The organism is Paucibacter soli (assembly GCF_037482845.1).
Classification (GTDB): Bacteria; Pseudomonadota; Gammaproteobacteria; order Burkholderiales; family Burkholderiaceae_C; genus Paucibacter_B; species Paucibacter_B soli.
The window spans coordinates 701790-724655 of record NZ_JBBHJW010000002.1 but is presented as its reverse complement, the minus strand read 5'-3'; the positions used below and the strand labels follow the sequence as shown (position 1 = coordinate 724655).

General features: G+C 67.0%; 17 protein-coding genes. 10 read left to right on the top strand and 7 right to left on the bottom strand.

Annotation, left to right across the window (positions count from 1 at the left end; genetic code table 11):
- The first annotated feature begins 115 nt into the window (after nucleotides 1–115).
- Genes asnB through WG898_RS08005 form a run of 3 tightly spaced genes read left to right on the top strand, consistent with a single transcriptional unit; the run spans nucleotide 116 to nucleotide 4921 of the window.
- Complete coding sequence (gene asnB, locus WG898_RS08015; RefSeq protein ID WP_339602227.1) at nucleotides 116–3538, top strand: asparagine synthase (glutamine-hydrolyzing); 3423 nt, start codon at nucleotides 116–118, stop codon at nucleotides 3536–3538.
- 20 nt (nucleotides 3539–3558) lie between these two features.
- Nucleotides 3559–4239 carry an FkbM family methyltransferase gene (locus WG898_RS08010; protein WP_339602226.1) on the top strand — a complete coding sequence of 227 codons (681 nt, stop codon included), beginning with the start codon at nucleotides 3559–3561 and terminating at the stop codon, nucleotides 4237–4239.
- 13 nt (nucleotides 4240–4252) lie between these two features.
- Nucleotides 4253–4921 (top strand): FkbM family methyltransferase, encoded by a 669-nt coding sequence (locus WG898_RS08005; protein WP_339602225.1) that lies wholly within the window; start codon nucleotides 4253–4255, stop codon nucleotides 4919–4921.
- Nucleotides 4922–4925: 4 nt separating this feature from the next.
- Here WG898_RS08005 and WG898_RS08000 read toward each other — a convergent pair whose 3' ends face one another.
- On the bottom strand, nucleotides 4926–6323 hold the full coding sequence (locus tag WG898_RS08000) for a glycosyltransferase domain-containing protein (protein WP_339602224.1): 1398 nt from the start codon (nucleotides 6321–6323) through the stop codon (nucleotides 4926–4928).
- A gap of 217 nt (nucleotides 6324–6540) precedes the next feature.
- Here WG898_RS08000 and WG898_RS07995 point away from each other — a divergent pair, with 217 nt between their 5' ends.
- From WG898_RS07995 to WG898_RS07980, 4 genes are all read left to right on the top strand, one after another.
- Entirely contained in the window at nucleotides 6541–6990 is a 450-nt protein-coding gene (locus tag WG898_RS07995; RefSeq protein WP_339602223.1) for a hypothetical protein, read from the top strand.
- Between the two features lie 254 nt (nucleotides 6991–7244).
- Complete coding sequence (locus WG898_RS07990) at nucleotides 7245–8252, top strand: D-2-hydroxyacid dehydrogenase family protein (protein ID WP_339602222.1); 1008 nt, start codon at nucleotides 7245–7247, stop codon at nucleotides 8250–8252.
- Between the two features lie 2 nt (nucleotides 8253–8254).
- Nucleotides 8255–8821 (top strand): chromate transporter, encoded by a 567-nt coding sequence (locus WG898_RS07985; RefSeq protein ID WP_339602221.1) that lies wholly within the window; start codon nucleotides 8255–8257, stop codon nucleotides 8819–8821.
- 4 nt (nucleotides 8822–8825) lie between these two features.
- A complete protein-coding gene (locus WG898_RS07980) occupies nucleotides 8826–9368 on the top strand; it encodes a chromate transporter (protein WP_339602220.1) in 543 nt (180 codons plus the stop codon).
- 72 nt (nucleotides 9369–9440) lie between these two features.
- Here WG898_RS07980 and upp read toward each other — a convergent pair whose 3' ends face one another.
- Genes upp through WG898_RS07960 form a run of 4 tightly spaced genes read right to left on the bottom strand, consistent with a single transcriptional unit; the run spans nucleotide 9441 to nucleotide 12861 of the window.
- Nucleotides 9441–10070 (bottom strand): uracil phosphoribosyltransferase, encoded by a 630-nt coding sequence (upp, locus tag WG898_RS07975; protein ID WP_339602219.1) that lies wholly within the window; start codon nucleotides 10068–10070, stop codon nucleotides 9441–9443.
- A gap of 38 nt (nucleotides 10071–10108) precedes the next feature.
- Nucleotides 10109–10855 carry a 23S rRNA (guanosine(2251)-2'-O)-methyltransferase RlmB gene (rlmB, locus tag WG898_RS07970; protein ID WP_339602218.1) on the bottom strand — a complete coding sequence of 249 codons (747 nt, stop codon included), beginning with the start codon at nucleotides 10853–10855 and terminating at the stop codon, nucleotides 10109–10111.
- Nucleotides 10856–10879: 24 nt separating this feature from the next.
- Entirely contained in the window at nucleotides 10880–12070 is a 1191-nt protein-coding gene (locus WG898_RS07965; protein WP_339602217.1) for a glycerophosphodiester phosphodiesterase, read from the bottom strand.
- Nucleotides 12071–12123: 53 nt separating this feature from the next.
- Nucleotides 12124–12861 (bottom strand): acetyltransferase domain-containing protein, encoded by a 738-nt coding sequence (locus WG898_RS07960; RefSeq protein ID WP_339602216.1) that lies wholly within the window; start codon nucleotides 12859–12861, stop codon nucleotides 12124–12126.
- Between the two features lie 41 nt (nucleotides 12862–12902).
- Here WG898_RS07960 and WG898_RS07955 point away from each other — a divergent pair, with 41 nt between their 5' ends.
- Nucleotides 12903–13967, top strand: a complete 1065-nt coding sequence (locus WG898_RS07955; RefSeq protein WP_444718920.1) for a S1C family serine protease — start codon at nucleotides 12903–12905, stop codon at nucleotides 13965–13967.
- Nucleotides 13968–14018: 51 nt separating this feature from the next.
- The gene (locus WG898_RS07950; RefSeq protein ID WP_339602214.1) at nucleotides 14019–16667 is read left to right on the top strand and encodes a PAS domain S-box protein; all 2649 of its coding nucleotides are present in this window, start codon (nucleotides 14019–14021) and stop codon (nucleotides 16665–16667) included.
- 27 nt (nucleotides 16668–16694) lie between these two features.
- On the opposite strand, the gene purL is transcribed toward WG898_RS07950, so the two are convergent.
- Nucleotides 16695–20711 (bottom strand): phosphoribosylformylglycinamidine synthase, encoded by a 4017-nt coding sequence (gene purL, locus WG898_RS07945; RefSeq protein ID WP_339602213.1) that lies wholly within the window; start codon nucleotides 20709–20711, stop codon nucleotides 16695–16697.
- 187 nt (nucleotides 20712–20898) lie between these two features.
- Between purL and WG898_RS07940 the strand changes: the two genes are divergently transcribed.
- Nucleotides 20899–21534, top strand: a complete 636-nt coding sequence (locus WG898_RS07940; protein WP_339602212.1) for a class I SAM-dependent methyltransferase — start codon at nucleotides 20899–20901, stop codon at nucleotides 21532–21534.
- A 3-nt stretch (nucleotides 21535–21537) separates the two neighbouring features.
- Here WG898_RS07940 and WG898_RS07935 read toward each other — a convergent pair whose 3' ends face one another.
- Nucleotides 21538–22857, bottom strand: a complete 1320-nt coding sequence (locus WG898_RS07935) for a TRZ/ATZ family hydrolase (RefSeq protein WP_339602211.1) — start codon at nucleotides 22855–22857, stop codon at nucleotides 21538–21540.
- Nucleotides 22858–22866 lie beyond the last annotated feature (9 nt).

The window sequence follows — 22866 nt, the reverse complement described above, 5'->3', positions numbered from 1 at the left end:
TTCCGAGCTTCCGGGCGGCGCGGATTTGGCCTGTGTTCGCGGCCTTGTTCGCGCTAAAGAATGCCACGGCGCCGCCAATAATCGCCGGACATCGTGAGCCCCGGGGAGCTGTTGCATGTGCGGAATTGCAGGGATCTGGCTGAAGCAAGCCGCCGACGGCGCTCGCCTCGATCGTGCCATCGAGCATTTCCGCGCCAGCATGCAGCATCGCGGCCCGGACGCCTTCGGCGTGCACCGCAGCGAGCGTGCCGCCTTCGTGAACCTGCGCCTGGCCATCGTGGACCGCGCCAGCAGCGGCAACCAGCCCTTTTACGCGCCCGATGGCCAAAGCGGCATCGTCTACAACGGCGAGGTCTACAACTGGCAGGAACTGCGCGCGCCCCTGGAAGGCAGCTTCCCCTTCAAGAGCCATACCGACACCGAGGTGGTGCTGGCCAGCCAGCTGGCCCAGGGCGACGCCGCCTTTGCCGCGCTCAACGGCATGTTCGGCCTGTGCATCTGGAACGAGGCCGAGGGCAGCTTTGTGCTGGCGCGCGACCGTTTCGGTGCCAAGCCCCTCTATGTCTACGAGGACGAGCAATGCATCGCCTTCGCCTCCGAGCTGAAGGGCCTCTTGGGCCTGGAAGGCCTGGACCTCGCGCCCGATGCCGCCGGCCTGCAGGACTATCTGGCCTATCGCTACAACCTGGCACCGCGCACCCTGTTCCAGCGCATCGAGAAGCTGCCGGCAGGCCATCTGCTGCGTTTTGTGAACGGCCAGCGCCATGAGCTGAAAGCCTTTGCCAAGCTGGAGATCAGCGAACCGGCCATGACCCGCCCGGCGCACGACTATGTGGAAGAGCTGGACGCGCTGCTGGCCAGCTCGGTGAAGGGCCAGCTGATGGGCGAGGTGCCGATCGGCGTGCTGCTCTCCGGCGGCCTCGATTCCTCCAGCATCGCCGCCTATGTGCACAAGGCCGGCGCGCATCTGAAGGCCTACAGCATCGGCTTTCCCGAGGTGAATGAATTCGCCTTCTCGCGCGATGTGGCGCAGCGCTTCGAGCTCGACTATGTGGAGCTGTGCATCACGCAGGACGAGCTGCGCGGCGGCATGGACCGGGTGCTGCGCGAGCTTGACGAACCGATCGCCGACCCGGCCTGCTTTGCGCTTTCGCGCCTGTGTCAGCGCATCCGCGAGGACGTCACCGTGGTGCTGTCGGGCGAAGGCGGCGACGAGCTGTTTGCCGGCTATGGCCACCACCAGCTCGCCACCGTGCCGGGCCTGGGGCGCGACCAGGCTTACGTCGAATTCTTCCAGCGCAGCGCCAACAATATCGAGGCCTCGCAGTGGCTGCGCGACAAGGCCCTGCCGCTGCAGCATCTGCGCTTCCGTCAGCACTTCGACCGCGCCGACAGCCTGCTCTCGGGCATGCAGAACGTCGAGCTGCACACCTGGCTGCCCGAAGACCTGATGATGAAGGCCGACAAGATTGCGATGGCGCATTCGCTGGAGGGCCGTTTCCCCTTCCTGGACCTGAAGCTGTTCGAATTCGCCGCGCGCCTGCCGCGCGAGCTCAAGATTCCCACGGCCGGCGCCTCCAAGCAAGTGCTGCGCGACCTGATGCAACCGCAGCTGCCGCGCTCGGTGCTGGAACGCCCCAAGATGGGCTTCACCGTGCCGCCGGCCTTCTTCCTGGCACCGCTGCGCGAGCGGCTGCTGGGCGCCGTCGAGCAGCTGCGCCACGCCAGCCTGGACGAGGTGATGGACCTGGACGCAGTGCGCGCCACCCTCACGCAGTATTACGAGCAGCCCGGCACGGTGCCGGTGTTCAAGGCCTGGAACCTGGCGGTGCTGCTGCTGTGGTGGGCCGAGGTGCTGCCCACCTACCTTCCCAAACCCGCGGAGACCCCCGTGACGACTGTTCATCATGTGCTGTGCGACGGTGGCTTGAGCAACCGCTTCAATGCCCTCGCCTTTGCCCTGGTGCTGCGCAACAAGTTCGGTGGTGATTGGCGCATCTCCTGGCCCATCAACAACTGGTGCGGCGCGGCCTTCCACGAACTGTTCGAATGCGAGCTACCGGTTGACGAGCTGGGCATCGACCATTACAAGGCGCGCGAGGCCGAGCATCTGCTCTTGATGCACGAGAACCAGGTCGGCTTCTCCAGCGAGCACCTGGTCATCAACCGCCAGTTCCAGGGCTATGAGGACTATGCGCGCCACTTCGCCAGCGGACGCAGCGTCGTCTACTACAACAACCTGATCCCCGGCTTCGCCAGCTTCGAGGACCTGCGCCAGGCCCTGGCCCAGCTGCGCCCGAACGCCGCTGCGGCCAAGCGCGCGCTGGACTTCTGCCAGCAGCACCGCATCGGCCCCGAGGTGGTGGGCCTGCACATCCGCAAGACCGACTTCGGCGACCGCGTGGACGACCAGGCGCTCTTCAAGCAGGCCCAGGGCAGCAACACGCGCTTCTTCGTCTGCTCCGACGATGCCGAGGTCAACGCGCGCTTTGCCACCCTGCCCAACTGCGCCGTGTTCGCCAAGACCGCCTTCCCCGAGAAGATGGTGGCCGAGGCGGGCTGGAACCAGTGGACCCAGGACGGCAACGGCCGCCAGTTCCCCTTCAATATCTCGCGCCCCTCCGCCTCGGTGGTGGAAGGCTTTGTCGATCAACTAATTCTGTCTAGGACGGCCATCATGAGCACCTCGAATTCGACCTTTCTGCACACCGCCAAGCTGTTCGGCCAGACCCAGTTCCTCGGCGGGCAGAATGCGCAGCAGGCGCCAGCCATCAGCCCTCCCCCTCCCCTGCCCAAACCCGCGGAGCGTCCCGTGACACCCTTCGACCTCTATGCCCTGCTGAACCTGATCCGCCCCTGGCAGATGAACAGCGACGTCAAGGTGCGCATCGGTGCCCCGCATGACGGCGGTTATGTGATGCCCAGCTCCTCGCGCCGCAGCAATACCGTGCTGTCGATCGGCATCGGCGACGAGGTCAGCTTCGACGACGAACTGGCCGGCCTGGGCGCACGCGTGCTGCAGTTCGACCACACCATAGCGGCGAGCCCGAGCCGCCACCCCAACTGCCAGTTCCATCGCCTCGGCTGGGGCGCCAGCGACAGCGCGCCCCTGGTCTCGCTGAAGAGCATGGTGGGCATGCTGGACTGGAGCCAGGCGCGCCACCCGATCCTGAAGTTCGACACCGAGGGCGCCGAATGGTCCTGCCTGAGCGCGGCCGACAGCGCCGACCTGGCCCGCTTCGAGGTGCTGACCGGCGAGTTCCACGACTTCCACCAACTGCCCGACCGCGCCTTCTACGACACCGTGTTCGGCGTCTTCAGCAAACTCAACGAGACGCACCGCGTGGTGCATCTGCACGCCAACAATGCCGGCGGCATGGTGATGATTGGCGGCGTGCCCTTCCCGCGCCTGCTGGAGCTGACCTGGATGCGCATCAGCTCGGCCAGCTTCTACGGCCATTCCAACGAGCCCATCCCCGGCCCGCTGGACCGCCCCAATGTGCCGCAGCTGCCCGACCTGCATCTGCGCGCCTTCTGAGTAAAAGGGAGGCCGCAGCCATGAGTGCCACAGCAACAAGCTTTCAGGACTATGTGCAGGCGCTGGAGCGCCAGGCCGGCGCGGATGCCAGGGCCATCACCGCGCGCCTGCATGCAGCTGCCACGCCGCAGCGCGGCCTGTTCATCGACTGCGGCTCCAATCTGGGCCAGGGCTTTGGCCAGTTCTCGCGCTACTTCCTGCCACAGGATTTCGACTATGTGCTGATCGAGCCCAACCCCAACTGCTGGCCGGCGCTGGAGCGCATCGTGGCGGCGGGCCAGGGTCGCATCGAGCTGCTCAAGCAGGCCGCCGGCACCAAGGTCGGCGTGGTGCAGTTCTTCGGCTTGGAGCAGGACCCGACCTCGCAGGGCGGCTCGATGCTGGCCGATCACAACAGCAAGTACTACGCCGCCAACGCCGCCAGCGCGCTTGATGTGCCCTGCTTCTCGCTGGCCCAGCTGATAGCGGACGCGCGCGCGCGCTACCCCAGCGTGGTGCTCAAGCTCGACATCGAGGGCGGCGAGTACGAGGTGCTGCCCGACCTGATCGAGCGCGGCGCGCACAAGCTGCTGGACGCCGCATACATCGAGTTCCACTCGCAGTACATGGCCGAGCCCAAGGGCGCGATCTACCGCGAACTCGAGGCAAGGCTGAAGGCACAGATCGTGCACGACCAGGTCCCGCTGCGGATCTGGTTCTAGGAGCATCACCACCATGACGTTTTCGCTCTTCCCGCGCCTGCGCGAACTGGGCCTGCCCGCCCCCATCGGCGTGCTGCAACTGGGCGCCAGCTACGGCCAGGAGCTGCGCGAGTTTGCCGAGAACGGCATCCGCGCGGGCGTCTTCGTCGAGCCCCTGCCCGAGCCCTTCGCCAACCTGGCCAAGAACTGCAGCCTGGTGCCCAACTACATCGCGGTGAACACCCTGTGCGCCGAGACCGCGGGCAAGACCTATCCCTTTCATGTGGCCAGCAATGGCGGCATGAGCAGCAGCATCCTGGCGCCGGGCACGCATCTGGCGGTCAACCCGGGCGTGCATTTCACCCACACCATCAACGTCGTCTCGTCGACGGTGGACGATGTGCTGGCCCTGGTGCAGGCCAACGGCCGTGCGGCCGCGGTGCAGGCGCTGGACCTGATGTACCTGGACTGCCAGGGCGCGGAGTTCCAGATCTTCCGCGGCGCGGCGCGCAGCCTGCCGCAGTTCAAATACATCTACACCGAGGTGATGCGCAACGAGCTCTACGCGGGCCAGGTGCCGTTTCTGAGCTACTGCCATTTCCTCGACGCCGTCGGCTTCACGCTCAACGACGTCTATTTCGGCTACCCAGAACAGGCCGGCAACGCGCTCTTCATCCGCAAGGATCTGGTGGCCGTCAAGTAAGGCTTCAGCCACCACCCCACTCGAAGCTCAGCAGGCTGTTGCGCAGCGGCTGCTCCAGGCTGTCGTGCAGGCTTTGCTGCACGCCCGTGACGCAGCTGCCGCGCAGCTGCAGCAGGGCCTGCTCCACCCGCGCCACATCCATCACCGCGGCCGGCGTGCAGGCGATCATGCACAAGAGGCCGCGCGCGGTGGTGAGCACCGGCACCAGCATCGCATAGGCCTGGGTCAGCAGCTCGCCGGTCAGGCCCAGCACGATCAGCAGCTCGTAGCCGCGCGCGTCGGGCTGCAGGCGTATCGCGCCGCTGGCCAGTTGCGCCGCCGTCAGCTCCAGGCGCACGCCCTCGATCTTGGCACCCACAAAAGTGGCCAGTACCACCTCGGCCTGTGCGGCCTCCTCGGCGCTGAAGGCGGTCTCGCCCTCGGCCAGCACGCGCACGATCAGCATGCGGCCCTGCCCCTGCTGGCGCAGCGGCTCCAGCAGTTGCTGCAAGGGCGCGGCCAGATGACGGCGCGGCGCCACCTGGGTGCCCAGGCTGGAGCCATAGCGGTAGGCCAGGAACTCCAGCAGCTCGGAGCGCGCCGCATAGTCGCGGCCGGTGTGCTGGCCAGCCTTCAGATAATGCGCCCGGGGGTCACGTCTTGCCTCGGGGTCGTCGCGATGTATCCAGCCATAGCGCACCGGGTCGAAATTGGCCAGCACCCGGCCGGCATGCATGTTCACGGTCTTGTAGACCAGCTCGCTGTCGCCCATGGTGCCCGGGAAATACTCCACCGCGGCGCCGCTGCTCTTGAGCGAGAAGTCAAACGACATCTGGTCGCGCTTGCAGAAGTTCAGGATCTGCTCCCACCAGGTGCGCCCGAAGCCCGCGACCTGCGGGTGGCCATGCTGACGCAGCATCACCGTGCAGGTGCTCAGCGGCGTGATCTCCTCCAGCGGCATCAGCTTGGCGTAGAAGTCCAGCTGCGCGGCCACGCGCTCGGCCTTTTCATAGCCGATCTGCAGGATCGCCTCGGATTCCTGCAGGGGGTTGTTGCGCGTGGGGTGCTGGAAGAGCTTGAACAGATAGGGTCGCTCGGTGCGCAGGTCCGCGGCCTGCGGCAGGCGCTTGAACAGCACGATGTTGTCGATGTAGAGGCTGTACTCCCACTCGGGCAGGTAGTCATGCGGCATCGCCTTGGGCCGGCGCGAGGCCTTCTCGGGCGGCAGCGGCAGCTGGTCCAGATAGCGAAAGCTCCAGACCGGCGAGCTCAGCGCGCGGTTGTCGGTGAAACAGACGAAGTCGATGTCAAGGTCCGAGCTGGCACCGGGCGGCAACTGCGCCAGCGGGTTGCCCAGCGCCTCCTTGGATCCGGTCAACACGGTATAGACGACCAGGCGCGTGCGTGAGGTGTTCGAGCTCATGCGCGCATATTAGGCGGCGCCGCGCCGCCGAAGCGCCGGATTTGCACCCCGCGGGCCGGGCATCTTTGCTTTTTTCTGAATGCGGGACTTCCCTGATCAGGCCTCGTACTGCGCGGCCCGGGCGGCCCATTTCATCGCATCGGCAAGACCTGACCCTGCGCAGAATTGACCCCAGCCCCACCCGGAGGAGGGTGGCGCCACCACAAGAACTCCGAACATGATCATCAATGCGTTTTTCTCTCGTTGGGTGCGCAGCGATACCGATGCCTTGGGCGAAGCCATGACCGCGTTTGCTGGCCCGACGGCAAACCCGCCGATGCGGCGCTCGCATGATTCGATCTTGCAAAGCCTGCTGCGCTGGCTGCCCGGTGACGCCGACCCCTGGGCCAGGACCGATGGCTTGCAGGCCAAGCTGCCGGCGCTGCGCGCCGCCTTCCTGGCCTGTCTGGACGATCTCGATGCGAATGGACCGGGCCTGCTGGAACTCAAGCGCAGCGTCATGCGCAGCCGCAGCCTGCGCGATTTCTGGCATTTGCGCGCCGGCCTCTACACCCAAGTGGCGCGCTGCCACAGCCAATGGGAGGCCGAGCAGCGCCTGACACGGCTGAACCGGCATTTCCCATCATCCAACAACAAGCCCACGGCAGCGCCGCACAGGCCTCATTGAGGCCCGAGATAATCGGCCTTGCCCAGACTCACGCCGGCATGGCGTAGTGGCGCAGAAAGTCCTCGCCCCGGTACTTCAGCACCGTGCCATTGCGCGTTCACAAACACGGGGCTGCTGGCGCTGCGCATAGTGATGCTGATGAGGGTTGCTTGAGGGGGCATCCCGGGTGCACGACGCTAACGAGATTCGCGCAAGTGCGTGCTGACCCGGACGCCAGAGCCCCGGCGCACAAGGCACAATCCCAGGCGCAAGCCATGAACATCATCATTCTCGACGACTACCAGGACGCGGTGCGCAAGCTCCGCTGCGCGACCAAGCTCGACGCGCTCAATGCCAAGGTCTTCACCAACACGGTGAAGGGCATAGGCCAGTTGTCGGTGCGCCTGCGCGATGCCGATGTGCTGGTGCTGATACGTGAGCGCACCCAGTTTCCGCGTCAGCTGCTGGAAAAGCTGCCGCGCCTCAAGCTGATCGCCCAGACCGGAAGGGTCGGCCCGCATGTCGATGTGGAGGCCTGCACCAAGCTGGGCATCGCGGTGGCCGAAGGCGTGGGCTCGCCGGTGGCGCCGGCCGAACTCACCTGGGCCCTCATCATGGCCTCGATGCGGCGGCTGCCGCAGTACATCGGCAATCTCAAGCATGGGGCCTGGCAACAGGCCGGCCTCAAGGCTGCCTCGATGCCGCCCAATTTCGGCGTTGGCATGGTGCTGCTGGGCAAGACCCTGGGGGTATGGGGCTTCGGCCGGATAGGCCAGCTGGTGGCCGGCTATGGCCGCGCCTTCGGCATGCAGGTGATCATCTGGGGCAGCGAAACCTCGCGTGCGCGCGCCGCATTGGACGGCTTTGCCGTGGCCGAGAGCCGCGAGAGCTTTTTCGAGCGCTGCGATGTGCTGAGTCTGCACCTGCGCCTGGTGGACGCCACGCGCGGCCTGATCACGCCAGAGGATCTGGCGCGCATGAAGCCCACGGCGCTATTCGTCAACACCTCGCGCGCCGAGCTGGTGGCCGACGGCGCCCTGGTCTCGGCGCTCAACCGTGGGCGCCCAGGCATGGCGGCGGTGGACGTGTTCGAGAGCGAGCCCATCCTGCAGGGCCACCCGCTGCTGCGCCTGGAGAATGCCGTCTGCACGCCGCATATCGGCTATGTGGAGCAGGACAGCTACGAGCTCTACTTCGACGCCGCCTTTGACAATGTGCTCAACTTCATCAAGGGCGAGCCCAGCCATATCGTCAACCCCGACGCCCTGAAGGTGCTGCGCTGACGATGCCCGATCGGCCCGCGCCACGGGATCTCTGGGCGCTCTACCTCGCCTTCAACCGGCTGGCCCTGCAGGGCTTTGGCGGCGTGCTGGCGGTGGCGCAGCGCGAGTTGGTGGACCGGCTGGGCTGGCTCAGCCGGGCCGAATTCCTCGAGGTGCTGGCGGTGGCCCAGGTGCTGCCCGGCCCCAATGTGGTGAACATCTCGCTGATGATCGGCGACCGCTTCTTCGGCCTGCGCGGCGCCTTCACCGCCCTGGCCGGCATGTTCGTGCTGCCCTGCGCGATCGTGCTGGGACTGGCCGCCCTGACCGGCCAGTTCCTGCACCAGCCCATGGTGGCCGGCGCATTGCGCGGCATGGGTGCAGTGGCAGCCGGCCTGATCCTGGCCACCGGGCTCAAGCTGATGGGCGGCTTGAAGAGCAATGTGCTGGGCCGCAGGCTCAGCCTCGGCCTGGCGGCGCTGGGCTTTGCCGCGATCGCGCTCTTGCGCCTGCCGCTGATCTGGGTGGTGCTGCTGGTCGGCGGCCTGGGCATGGCGCTGGCCTGGCAACGCGTGGGCGAAAAGGACTGATGGCATGACCACGCCGCCCGACCTGCTGGCGCTGTTCCTGCACTTCCTGAGCCTTTCGCTGCTCTCGATCGGCGGCGCCATCAGCACCGCGCCCGAGATGCACCGCTATCTGGTGGGCCAGCAGCATTGGCTGTCCGACACCGATTTCACCGGCTCGATCGCGCTGGCGCAGGCCGCCCCCGGGCCCAACATCCTGTTCGTCGCGGTGCTGGGCTGGAATGTGGCCGGCCCAGCCGGTGCCGCCGCGGCCATGGCCGGCATCATGCTGCCCTCCACCACCCTGGTGCTGGCGGCCACGCGCTGGGCGCGCGAGCACCAGCAAGCGCGCGGCATACGCGCCTTCACGCAAGGCATGGCGCCGCTGACGCTGGGGCTGATCGTGGCCACCGGCTGGCTGCTGGCTGCACCCTATGTGGCGGCGCCCGAACATCGGCTGGCCACGCTGATCCTGATGGCCATCACGCTAACGCTCACCCTGCGCACCAAGCTCGGCCTGGTGTGGATGGTGGCCGCGGGCGGGGTGGCGGGGGCGGCGGGGTGGGTTTAACTTCGAAAGAAGGAAGAACTTCGAAGGAACGAACGTCGAAGGAACGATTTGGAGGCCCACTGGGCCTTCAAATCATTCCTTCGTTCCGAATATTTTGTCGCCGGCGTCACCCAGCCCCGGGATGATGTAGCCATGCTCGTTGAGATGGCTGTCGATCGCGGCGGTCCAGCAGCGCACCTCGGGATGGGCCTCGTTCAGCGCCTTCACGCCCTCGGGCGCGGCCACCAGCACGAGGGCACGGATGTCCTTGCAACCGCGTGCCTTGAGCAGCTCGATGGTCGCGATCATCGAGCCGGCGGTGGCCAGCATGGGGTCGATGATGAGGGCGGTGCGTTCGTCCAGTTGGCCGACGAAGCGGTCGAAATAGTTGACCGGCTTGAGCGTCTCGTGGTCGCGCGCCAGGCCCACCACGCTGACCTTGGCATTGGGCATCATGTCCAGCACGCCATCCAGCATGCCCAGGCCGGCACGCAGGATGGGCACCACGGTGACCTTGCGGCCGGCGATCTGGTCGATCTCGGTCGGGCCGCTCCAGCAGTCTATGGTGGTCTTCTCGAGCGGGAAGTCGGCCGTGGCCTCGTAGGCCAGGAGGCGCGCCACCTCGCCGGTCAGTTCGCGGAACTTCTTGGTCGAGATGTCGGCCTCGCGCATCAGGCCGATCTTGTGCTTGACGAGGGGGTGGTGGACTTCGATGACGGCCATGATGGGTATGCCCTGTAATTTTGACTGGATGGTCAGAATTATCGTCGCTGGCGCAGCGCCTCGTAGAGGCAAACCCCTGCCGCTACCGAGACGTTGAGGCTTTCCACCGCACCCTGCATGGGGATGCGCACCAGTTCGTCGCAGGTCTTGGCGGTAAGCGCGCGCATGCCCTCGCCCTCCGCACCCAGAACCAGGGCCACCGGGCCCTTGAGGTCCAGCTCGTAGATGGACTTCTGGGCCTGGTCGGAGGTGCCGATCACCCAGATATTGCGCTCCTTCAGCTCGTTCAGCGTGCGCGCCAGGTTCGTGACCATCAGATAGGGCACGGTTTCGGCCGCACCGCTGGCCACCTTGGCCACGGTGGCGTTCAGCCCCACCGCATGGTCCTTGGGCGCCACCACCGCATGCGCGCCCGCACCATCGGCCACGCGCAGGCATGCGCCGAGATTGTGCGGGTCGGTCACGCCGTCCAGCACCAGCACCAGCGGGGCAGTTTCCGCAGCTTCCACCTGGTCCAGCACATCGTCCAGCGAGTGCAGCTGTTGCAGCGCGCTCGCGCGCGCCACCACGCCCTGGTGGCGGTGCGTGCCGCAGAGCTTGTGCAGGCGCTCGTCGTCGCTCTCCACCAGCTTCACGCCCGCCTCCTTGCAGCGTTCGACGAACTGGCGCATGCGCTGGTCGCGGCGCCCCTGGTCGATATGGATTTCGGAGATGGAAGCGGCGGCGGTCTTGAGCCGCACCGTGACGGCGTGGAAGCCGAAGAGAATGTTTTTGCTAGCGCTCATGCGCGCATCGTAGCGCGGCCCGGATCAGCGGCCCATCTCCTTCAAATAGGCGGCACGCGCGGCCAGGGCGGTGTCGGGGAAGTCCGAGAACAGGCCGTCGAGCCCCAGGCGATAGAACTGCAGGTACTCCTTCTGCGGATCGCCGCCGTAATCGAAGGCCAGGCGGCGCTTCTCGTTGCGAAAGGTGTAGGCATGCACGAACAGGCCGGCCTTGTGCGCGTCGGCGATCAGGCTGGTGGGCGCCTGCGTGTTGGCGTCGGCCCAGTTGGTCTTGCCGTCGCCGTTCTGGTCCTTCAGCGAGCCATCGGCGTTCAGCACGCCCTTGACCGGCACGATATAGGGCTTCCAGGGGCCGATGCCGTCCGCGTAAGTCTTGATCTCGGCCAGGCCTGCGGGCGTGACCATGTCGCTGAACAGGCGCTTGTCGCCGGCCTTGAACCAGTCGTAGGGGCGGTCGTAGGGCGCGGCATAGGTCAGCTTGCCGGTCTTGAGGTCCACGTCGTCGGCGTCGATGAGCTGGATCAGGCGCGTCTTCAGCCCCTTGCTCCTCAGGTACTTCAGGCTGCCGGGCTCGAAGCTCTGCACGAACACCGGCGCATCCTTGGCATTCCAGCCGGCGGCGTCCAGCGTCGCGATCAGCTTGTCTTCCAACGGCAGGCCGAGCTCGCGGTGGAAGCTGGGGTTCTTGGTCTCGGGATAGACCGCGATGCTGCGCCCCTTTTCGCGGCTCTTGGCCTTCACCAGGTCGATCAGCTCCTGAAAACTGATGAGCTTGAATTTGCCGTTGTTGCCCTGCGGGCGCTCGGCGTCGGTGATCAGGCCGCCCAAGGTCTTGATCTCGGCGAGCGTGAAGTCGCTGGCGAACCAGCCCTCCTGCAGCTCGCCGTCCACCGCCATGGTTCTCTTGCGTGCGGCGAACTCGGGATGGCTGGCCACATCGGTGCTGTAGGCCAGGTTGGGGTCATGTCTTGCGATCAGCACGCCGTCCTTGGTGGAGACCAGGTCGGGCTCCACCACATCGGCGCCCTGCTCGATCGCCAGCGCATAGGCCTCCAGCGTCTCTTCGGGCAGATAGCCCGAGGCGCCGCGGTGGCCCACCACCAGCGGCTGCTGACCATCCAGGGTAGGCAGGGGATCCCGGTCGTCACCGCCTCCACAGGCGCTCAGGAACAGGCTCACGGCCATGGCCGTGGCGGCACGCTGCATCGAATTCATCGTTTTCACCTCCGTTGAACAAGCGGCCCATTGTTCAAACGCGAGGTGACAGGCTAATGAAGGCGCTGATTCAACCAGAGCAGGCCCAACAGCACCGGCTGGTGCAGCATGTAGTAGCTCAGCGACCAGCCGCCCAGCCAGGCCAGGGGCCGCAGCGGCGCCGCGATACCACCCTGCAGCCAGCGCTGCCGTGACAGCAGTTCGCGCCCCAGCACAAAGCCCAGCACCATCACGCCCAGCCATGGCAGCACGGGCACATAGTCCTCGGTCACCGGCTTGTGCGTGACGAGGCCCATCCAGTTGGTCCAGCGGCTGTCGAAAAAGGCGTGCTGCCAGAGCTGAGGGGCCAGCAGCGCGCCGGCGGCCAGGACCAGCCATGCGGGGTTTGGCAGTCTGGGCCCGGCCCAACGCAGCAGCAGCAGCATCACCGCCATGCCATGCAGCACACCGAAGCTGATATAGCTGCGCGGGAACATCCACCAGGAGCCGATGGACACCAGCAAGGCGCAGCCCGCCACCTGCGCCCAACGCCTCCAGAAGCGCGTCCAGCGCTGGCCCTGCGCCAGCGCCACCGCCTGGCCCAGGCCGGCGCAGAGCAGGAACAGGCTGACGATGGCCGTGCGCTGCCAGGTCCAGAAGGGGTCGCGGTAGAAATCCTGCCGTATCAGTCCGGCATGGTTGAGGTCAAAGCCGAAGTGGAACAGCGTCATCCACAGCATCGCCAGGCCACGCAAGGCGTCCAACCTGGGCATGCGAGCGTTCGATGATGAACCGGTCAAAATAGGCGCCATGCAAAACAGTCTAGCCGCCCGGCAACACAAGACCTGACCCCATGCGACGTTTGCCCACCCTCGTCCTGCTCTGCGCCGCGCTGCTGGCCGCAATACCGGCCCTGGCCCAGCGCCCGGTGCAGCCGCGCGGCGCGCTCGACGCCGCCGAGCTCAACAACATCGGCGTGTTCAAGAAGACCTCGCCCTCGGTGGTGCACATCACCACCCTGGACGTGCAACGCGACTTCTTCTCGCTCGACGTGCAGCAAGTGCCGCGCGGCACCGGCACCGGTTTCATCTGGGACGAGCGCGGCCACATCGTCACCAACTACCACGTCATCCAGGGCGGCGACGCGGCGCGTGTGACGCTGGCCGACCAGAGCAGCTACAGCGCCCGCCTGGTGGGCGTCTTTGCCGACCGCGACCTGGCGGTGCTGCGCATCGACGCGCCGCGCGACAAGCTGGTGCCCATTGCCATCGGCAGCAGCCGCGAGCTGCAGGTGGGCCAGGGCGTGTACGCGATCGGCAACCCCTTCGGCCTGGACCAGACGCTGACGCGCGGCATCGTCTCGGCGCTGAACCGCGAGATCGAATCGGTAAACCGGCGCGCCATCCGCGGCGTGATCCAGACCGACGCCGCCATCAACCCTGGCAACTCGGGCGGCCCCCTGCTGGATTCGGCCGGGCGCCTGATCGGCGTGAACACCCAGATCTACAGCCCCAGCGGCGCCAGCGCGGGCATCGGTTTCGCCATTCCCGTGGACGAGGTCAACCGCGTCGTGCCCAGGCTCATCAAGGACGGACGCTATATCCGCCCTGCCATCGGCGTGAGCTCGGGCTCGGCCCAACTGCACCAGGCGCTGCGCCTGCCCAAGGGTGTGGCCATCGTTGGCGTCAGCGCGCGCAGCCCCGCCGCCGAGGCCGGCCTGCAGCCCTTCATGCGGGCGCGCGACGGCCGCATCGTGCATGGCGACGTCATCACCGCGATCAACGACGAGGCGATCGCCGATCTCGACGACATGCTGGCCCTGCTGGAGCGCCGCCAGGTTGGCGAACGCGTCACGCTCACGCTCTGGAACAAGGGCCAGACGCGCAAGCAGGCACTGGTGTTGGCGGCTTCCGACTAGGGCGTGGGGCAGCTGTGATACCGTGGCCCAGCCCGTCGCCAAGCCCACAGCATGCCCCTAGTCCGCAACGCTCAAACCGGGACCGCCAGCGCCGCAGCGGCTTGGTCCTGGCTCTACTGGTACTGGCCGGCACTTTTGAGCGTGCTGGTGGGCGGCCTGATCGTGGCCGGATTGCTGCATCAGCATCTGCGGACCGACCAGGCCGCGCTGCGCCGCCAGCTTGAAGAACAGCTGACCCTGCTGCGTGCACGCCTGGAGGCCACCGCACAAAGCACCTTCAGCCCCACTCTGGGCTTGGAGGCGATGATCCAGCTCGATGGCGACATCTCGGAGGAACGCTTCGAGCGCCTCACCAGACGTGCCGTCAAGCTTGTGCCCCAGCTTCGCAGTGTGGTGGCTGCGCCCGACGATGTGGCCCGTTATGTCTATCCGCGCGCCGGCAACGAGCGCGTGCTTGGCCTGGTGTATCGCAGCATCCCGGCGCAATGGGCGCAGGTACAAGCTGCGCGTACGCAGCGCGGGCCGCTGATCGTCGCCCCGGTGGCGCTGGTACAGGGAGGCACCGGCATCATCCAGCGCACGCCAGTATTCCTGCGCGATGCGGCGGCACCGGACGGTCAGCGCTACTGGGGCGTGGTGTCGGTGGTGGCGGACCTGGAGCGCTTCATGCAGGCCGCCGGCCTGGACCGGCCGGGTGAGCTGGCGCTCGAAATCATCGACGAACGTGAGGGTACGCAGTCCGCCCGTCATGTCTGGGGCCAGACTGGACTGACTCAGGCCGGGCCGGCCAGGCAGGTCGCGCAGTTGCCGGGTGGCAGTTGGACCATGCTGGCACTGCCCCAGGGTGGCTGGGCAAACAGCCTGGCCTGGCAGTCGGCCGATGTGTTGGCCAGCCTGATAGGGGCCGGCCTCGTCACCGCCCTGCTCGCATTGCTGGGCCAGCAGCGCCAAGCATTGAGCCAACGCAACGCGGCGCTGGCGCATGAAATCGAGCTGGGACGTCTGGCCAGCCTGCAGTTGCAGGAATCGCAGGAACGCTTCCGCAGCCTGGCCGCGCTGGCCAGCGACTGGGTCTGGGAGCAGGACGCCGAGCTGCGCTTCACCTATATCTCGCGCTCCGCCGAGGAAGCCTCCAATGTGCACAGCGACAGCGTGCTGGGCAAGCGGCGCTGGGAGTCACCGTCGCTTGCGCCCGGCATCGACTGGGAGGAACACCAGGCCCAGCTGGCCCGGCACGAAGCCTTCCGCGACCTGGAATATGCCCAGTACACCGAAGCAGGTTCGCTGCGCTATGTGAGTGTGTCCGGCACGCCCATCTTTGACGCCAACGGCATGTTCCGGGGCTATCGCGGTACCGGTCGCAATATCACGCAGGCCAAGCAGGTGGAGGCGGCGCTGCGGCAGTCGCAAGCCGCCCTGCTGCAGGCGCGCGATCGCCTGCAGGCCGTGCTCGACGCCGCCATCGAGGTGGCCATCATCGCCACCGATCTGCAGGGCCGCATGATTGTGTTCAACCGCGGCGCCGAGCGCATGCTCGATTACCGCGAGGAAGACGTGCTGGGCAAGAGCCCGGCCATGCTGCACCTGGCGGCCGAGGTCGAGGCGCGCGGCCAGGTGCTCAGTGCCGAGCTGGGTCGAACCATCCAGGGCTTCGAGACCTTTGTGGCGCTGGCACAGCGCGACGGCATAGAGACGCGCGAATGGACCTATCTGCGCCGCGATGGTCGGGCCCTGGCGGTTTCCCTGAGCGTCACCCATGTGCGCGACCGCAACGGCAATCCGCTCGGCTATCTGGGCGTGGCGCGCGATATCAGCGCGCAGCGCCAGGCCGAGCGGCAATCGAACGAGCTGCATGCCGAGCTGGAACAGCGTGTCAGCAAACGCACCGCCGAGCTGAGCGAGGCCTTGGCTCAGCTGCACCGCGCCCAGGACGAGCTGCTGCGCTCGGAAAAACTCGCCGCCCTGGGCTCACTGGTGGCGGGCGTGGCGCATGAGCTCAACACCCCGCTGGGCAACTGCCTCACCACCGCCTCGACGCTGGACGAGCGCACGCGCGAAACCCAGCAGGCTTTCGCGCAAGGCCAGATGCGCCGCTCCAGCCTGGAGTCCTATCTGAACGATGCTGGCGCCGCCACCGCGATCCTGCTGCGCGGCCTGGGCACGGCCAATGAGCTGGTGACGCACTTCAAGCAACTCTCGGTGGACCAGACCAGCGTGCAGCGGCGCAGCTACCGTCTGGATGCGGTGGTGGGCGATGTGCTGAGCCTGATGCGCGCGCGCTGGAAGACCACGCCCTACCGCATCCGCACCGACATCGCGCTGGACGCCGAGCTGGACGGCTACCCCGGCCCGCTCAGCCAGGTACTCAGCAATCTGCTGCTGAACGCCCTGCTGCACGCATTCGAGGGGCGCGACAGCGGCGAGCTGACAATCAGCGCGCGTGCCCTGGACGAGCAGCAATTCGAGCTGGTGGTGGCCGACGATGGCGTGGGCATGACAGACGAGGTGCGGCGCCGTGCCTTCGACCCCTTCTTCACCACCAAGATGGGGCGCGGCGGCACGGGCCTCGGCCTCAACATCGTCTACAACATCATCACCGACATCCTGGGCGGCCACGTCGAGCTGCACAGCGAGCCCGGCCGCGGCAGCCGCTTCGTGTTCCGGCTGCCGCGCGTCGCGCCCGAGCTCAAGGTGCATTGAGCCGGGGGGGCGCGAACAGCGCCGCGATCAGCCCAGCGCCTTGCGCGCGTTCGCGAACATGCGCGCCCAGGGGCTCGCCGCGCTCTTGTCGCCGCTGGTCCAGCTGAGCTGGATATTGCGCTGCACGCGTTCGGGATGCGGCATCAACACGGTGAAGCGACCGTCGGCCGTGGTTACCGAGGTCAGGCCCTCGGGGCTGCCGTTCGGGTTGAGCGGATAGACCTCGGTGGGCCGGCCATGGTGGTCCACGTAGCGCATCGCGCGCGCCACCTTGCTCGCATCGCCGCGCTGCGAGAAATCGGCATAACCCTCGCCATGCGCGACCGCGATCGGCATCCGGCTGCCGGCCATGCCCTGGAAGAACAGGCTGGGGCTGTCCAGCACTTCCACCATCGCCAGCCGGGCCTCGAACTGCTCGCTCTTGTTGCGCGTGAACTTGGGCCAGTACTGGGCGCCGGGGATGATGGGCGAGAGCGCGGCCATCATCTGGCAGCCATTGCACACGCCCAGCGCGAAGCTGTCGCTGCGCGCGAAGAAGGCCTGGAACTGCTCGGCCAGCACCGGGTTGAACATCACCGAACGCGCCCAACCCTCGCCGGCACCCAGGGTGTCGCCATAGCTGAAGCCGCCGCAGGCGATGAAGCCCTTGTAGCGCTCCAGCGTGGTGGCGCCGGACTGCAGATCGCTCATATGCACGTCGTAGGTGTCGAAGCCGGCCTGGGCCAGGGCATGGGACATCTCCACATGCGAGTTGACGCCCTGCTCGCGCAGGATCGCGATCTTCGGGCGCGCACCCGTGGCGATGAAGGGCGCGGCGACGTCTTCCCTGGGGTCGAAACTCAGGTGCACATGACGGCCGGGGTCGTCGGCCTGGCCGGCCAGGGCATGCTCGGAATCGGCGCAGGCCGGGTTGTCGCGCAGCTGGGCGATGCGCCAGCTGACCTGGTCCCATTCCTTGTGCAGCGTTTCCAGCGCCGCGCCATAGACCTTCTTGCCGTCGCGCCAGACTTCCATCTGGCCGCCCGCGTTGGGCTTGCCCACCACATGGCTGTGCTTGGACAGGCCATGCCGGCGCAAGACCTGCATCACCGCATCGCGCTCGGCGGTGGGCACCTGCAGCAGCGCGCCCAGCTCCTCGTTGAACAGCGCCTTGAGCGTCAGCTCCTCGCGGCGCGCGCTCACCTGGCTGGCCCAGTTCTTGGAGTCGCCCACATCGGCGCGGCTGTCGGAGACGCCATCACCCTCGGTGACCAGCATGTCCACGTTCAGGCTCACGCCGCTGTGCCCGGCAAAGGCCATTTCGCAGGCCGTGGCCCAGAGGCCGCCGTCGCCGCGGTCGTGATAGGCCAGCAGCTGGCCGCTGGCGCGCAACTCGTTCACCGCGGCCACCAGGCTCTTGAGCAGTTCGGCATCGTCCAGATCGGGCACCGCGCCACCGAACTGGCTCAGGGTCTGGGCCAGGATGGAGCCGCCCATGCGCTGCCGGCCCTGGCCCAGGTCGACCAGGATCAGCGAGCTGTCACCAACAACATGACCCGCCTGCAGCTCGGGCGTGAGCGTACCCCGCACATCGGCCAGCGTGGCAAAGGCGGTGATGACCAGCGACACCGGCGCGGTGACCTGCTTGGTCTCGCCGCCATCGTTCCAGCGCGTGCGCATCGACAGCGAATCCTTGCCCACCGGGATCGAGATGCCCAGCGCCGGGCACAGCTCCATGCCCACCGCCTTGACGGTGTCGAACAGCGCGGCGTCCTCGCCGGGCTCGCCGCAGGCCGCCATCCAGTTGGCGCTGAGCTTGACGCGCGCCAGCTCAATGGGGGCGGCGAGCAGATTGGTGATGGCCTCGGCCACCGCCATGCGGCCCGATGCCGGGCCGTTCACCGCCGCCAGCGGGCTGCGCTCGCCCATGCTCATGGCCTCGCCGCGGAAGCCCTTGAAGTCGGCCAGGGTGACGGCGCAATCGGCCACCGGCACCTGCCAGGGGCCGACGAACTGGTCGCGGTGGTTCAGGCCACCGACGGTGCGGTCGCCGATCGAGATCAGGAAGCGCTTGGAGGCCACGGTCGGGTGGCGCAGCACCTCCACCGCGGCGGTCGCCAGGCTGGCAGCGCTCAGGTCCAGCGTGCCGGCGTCGCGCGCCACGCGCTGCACATCGCGGTGCATCTTGGGCGGCTTGCCCAGCAGCGTGGCCATGGGCATGTCGATGGCACGCTCACCCGCCGGGCCATCCTCCAGCACCAGCTCGCGCTGCTCGGTGGTCACGCCCACCACCGCAAACGGGCAGCGCTCGCGCTCGCACATGGCGCGGAAGGTCTCCAGGCTGCCGGGCGCGATCGCGAGCACATAGCGCTCCTGGCTCTCGTTGCACCAGATCTCCTTGGGGGCAAGACCCGACTCCTCGAGCGGCACCTGGCGCAGATCGAAGATGGCACCGCGGCCAGCGTCGTTCACGAGCTCGGGAAAGGCATTCGAGATGCCGCCGGCGCCGACGTCATGGATGGCGAGGATGGGGTTGTCTTGCCCTAAGCCCCAGCAATGGTTGATGACCTCCTGCACGCGGCGCTCGATCTCGGGATTGCCACGCTGCACCGAATCGAAGTCCAGGTCGGCGGTGTTGGTGCCGGCCGCCATCGAGCTGGCGGCGCTGCCGCCCATGCCGATACGCATGCCCGGGCCGCCCAGCTGCACCAGCAGGCTGCCGGCGGGGAATTCGATCTTCTTGGTGAGGTCGGAGCGGATCGCACCGATGCCCCCGGCGATCATGATGGGCTTGTGGTAGCCGCGCGTGATGCCGTCCACCTCCTGCTCATAGGCACGGAAATAGCCGCCCAGATTGGGCCGGCCGAACTCGTTGTTGAAGGCGGCGCCGCCGATCGGCCCCTCGATCATGATCTGCAGCGGGCTGGCGATGTGCTCGGGCTTGCCGATGTCCTGCCGCTCCCAGCGCTCGCTGAGGCCGGGCAGGCGCAGATTGGAAACGGTGAAGCCGGTCAGGCCGGCCTTGGGCTTGGCACCGCGGCCGGTGGCCCCTTCGTCGCGGATTTCGCCACCGGCGCCGGTGGAGGCACCCGGGAAGGGCGAGATCGCGGTCGGGTGGTTGTGGGTCTCCACCTTCATCAGCACATGCGAGGTCTCGGCCCGGCCCTCGTAGCGCGGCGCCTTGTCGAAGCCCGCCGGCATCCAGCGCTCGATCTCATGGCCTTCCATCACCGCGGCATTGTCCGAGTAGGCGATCACCGTGTGCTGCGGGTGCAACTTCTCGGTGTTGCGGATCATGCCAAACAGGGACAGGTCTTGCTCCTCGCCGTCCACCGTGAACTTGGCGTTGAAGATCTTGTGGCGGCAATGCTCGCTATTGGCCTGCGCGAACATCATCAGCTCGACATCGCTGGGGTTGCGCTTGAGGCCCTGGAAGGCCGTCACCAGATAGTCGATCTCGTCATCCGACAGCGCCAGGCCGAAGGTCTTGTTGGCGGCCTCCAGGGCCGGGCGGCCCTGCCCCAGCACGTCCACATGTTCGAGCGGCTGGGCCTCCTTCTCGTCGAACAGATGGGCGGCATCCGCGCGAGCGAACAGCACGCTCTCGGTCATGCGGTCGTGCAGCAGCGCGGCGCAGGCCAGGCGTTCGGCCTCGGACAGGGTCTTCACGCCGCCCAGCAAGCCGGACTTGAGCGTGATGCGGTATTCGGTGACGCGCTCGACGCGGTGGATTTGTTCCAGCCCGCAGTTGTGTGCGATGTCGGTGGCCTTGGAGGCCCAGGGGCTCACCGTACCCAGGCGCGGTGCCACCACGATCAAGTCGCCGTCCTGGGCACCCTGGTAGGCGTCGCCATAGTCCAGCAGCGCCGCCAGCTTGGCCCTAACCTCATCCGCCAGGGCCTCGTCGCTCCAGACCCAGTGCACATGACGCGCAGCAACGGCGCTGATGCGCTCGTTGACGGCTTGCAGCCGCGGCAACAAGGCATTGGCACGGAAGGAGGAAAGAGCGTTACCGCCCTCGAAGTGAAGCAGGAAGTGCTTGGGCTTGGAGGATGTGGAGGCCATGGGGTCCCGGGATGCGCGCATGCGGCGCTGGAGGTTGCGGTCTCAAGCCTGGTGGGCCTGGCCGTTGAAGCCCGGGATTTTAGCTAGGGTCTGTACCGATACGAGCGAGGCCGTAAAGTTTCACAGCTTGGTGAAATCTTTGCCCGCCATTCACACTGTCCTTTGCCCGTCTCGCGATACTTTGCCTATGAACGATCCGCGCCAAATCTGGGACCAGCGCTACGGCCTCGGCCAGGCCAGTCTGGCCGACAACTGGCTGGAGCATTGGGGTGCCGCCTGGCTCGCCCATGCCCATGGCCAGGGCTATCAGGCGCTGGACATCGGCTGCGGCATGGGCCATGAGAGCGCCGCCCTGCTGGCCCTGGGTTGGCAGGTTACCGCCACCGAGATCTCGGCCACCGCACTGGCGGCCGCACAGGAACGCAATCCGGCGGCGCGCCATCTGCTCGCCGATGTGCGTGCCATGCCGGCGATCGCCAGCGCCAGCATCGATCTGGCGGTGGCCCATCTCTCGCTGCATTACTTCGACGAAGCCGGCAGCCTGCAGGCCTTCGCCGAGATCGCACGGGTGCTCAAGCCCGGCGGCCTGCTGCTGGGCAGCGTCAACGCCGAGGACGACGTCAACTACGGCGCACCGGCCGACGCCAGCGGCTGGGAGCCGGTGCTGGTGGACGGCATGCCCAAGCAGTTCTTCACCTCGCCCAAGCTCTTGTGCTGCCTGCGCCAGCACTACGAATTGCTGGAGCTGCGCAAGTCCATCAGCCTGCGCTACGGCGCGCCCAAGTCGGTGTGGGACTTCGCGGCGCGTCGCCTGCCGAACTGAGGCTCAGCGCCCAGCCTTCATCTGGTCGACGATGTGCTCGGCGCGCTCGACCAGCGCGGCGCTGTCTATGGTGGTGAGCGCCCTGCCCTTGAGCACCTGGCGGCCGCCAACCCAGACGTCGGACACATGCTCGCGGCCGGCCACATAGACCAGCTGCGCATCGGCGTGGTAGACCGGCCGGCATTCCAGCGCGTCCAGCGATACCGCCACCACATCGGCCAGCTTGCCCACTTCCAGCGAGCCCAGATCGGCCTCGCGGCCCATCGCCTTGGCGGCACGAATGGTGGCCATTTCCAGCGCGGTGCGCGCCGAGACGGTGAGCGGATCGCCGCTCACGCCCTTGGCCAAGAGGGCCGCGGCACGGATCTCGGCAAACATGTCCTGGCGGTTGTTGGAGGCGGCACCGTCGGTACCCAGGATGGTGTTGATGCCGGCGGCCTCCAGTGCCTTGAGCGGCGCCACGCCCGAGGCCAGCTTGAGGTTGGAACTGGGGTTGTGCACCAGATGCACTTTTTGCGCCGCCAGCATCGCGATCTCGGCCTCGCTGAGGTGCACCATGTGCACGGCCATCATGCGCTCGTTCAGCACGCCCAGCTTGTTCAGGCGCTCCAGCGGCCGCATACCGTATTGCTTCAGGCTGCCGTCTACTTCTTCCTGCGTTTCATGGATATGGCAGTGCATCTGAATGTCCAGACGCTCGGCCAGTTCGCGCAGCTTGATAAAGGTTTCGTCCGACACCGTGTAGGGCGCATGCGGCGCGCTGGTCCAGTCGAGCAGGCGCTCGCCCTTGTACTGCTCGTAGGCGGCCACGCCACGGTCGATGTACTCCTGGGCATTGGCGGCATAGCCGGTGGGGAAGTCGATCACATTGATAGACACGCCGGCGCGTATGCCCGCGTCCACCGCGGCACGGGCCATCGCGGTGGGGAAGAAATACATGTCGTTCAGATAGGTCACGCCACCGCGCAGCGCCTCGGCGGCGGAGAGCAGCGAGCCCTGGTAGGTCCAGTCCTCGCTGACCCACTTCTTCTCCAGCGGCCAGATATGGTTGTTGAGCCAGTCCATCAGGGCCAGGTCGTCGGCCACGCCGCGCAGCAGCGACATGGCCGAATGGGTGTGGCCATTGATCAGGCCCGGGATCAGCACATGCTGGCCCAGCTCGACGCGCTCGGCATCGGCATAGCGCGCCTCGGCCTCGCCCCAAGGCAGCACGGCAGCGATGCGCTCGCCGTCCATCACCACCGCATGCTGCTCGAGCACGGCGCCGCCAGGGGTCATGGGAAGGACCCAGCGGGCCTTGAGGATGGTTTGCTGCTTGCTCATGATGGGGTC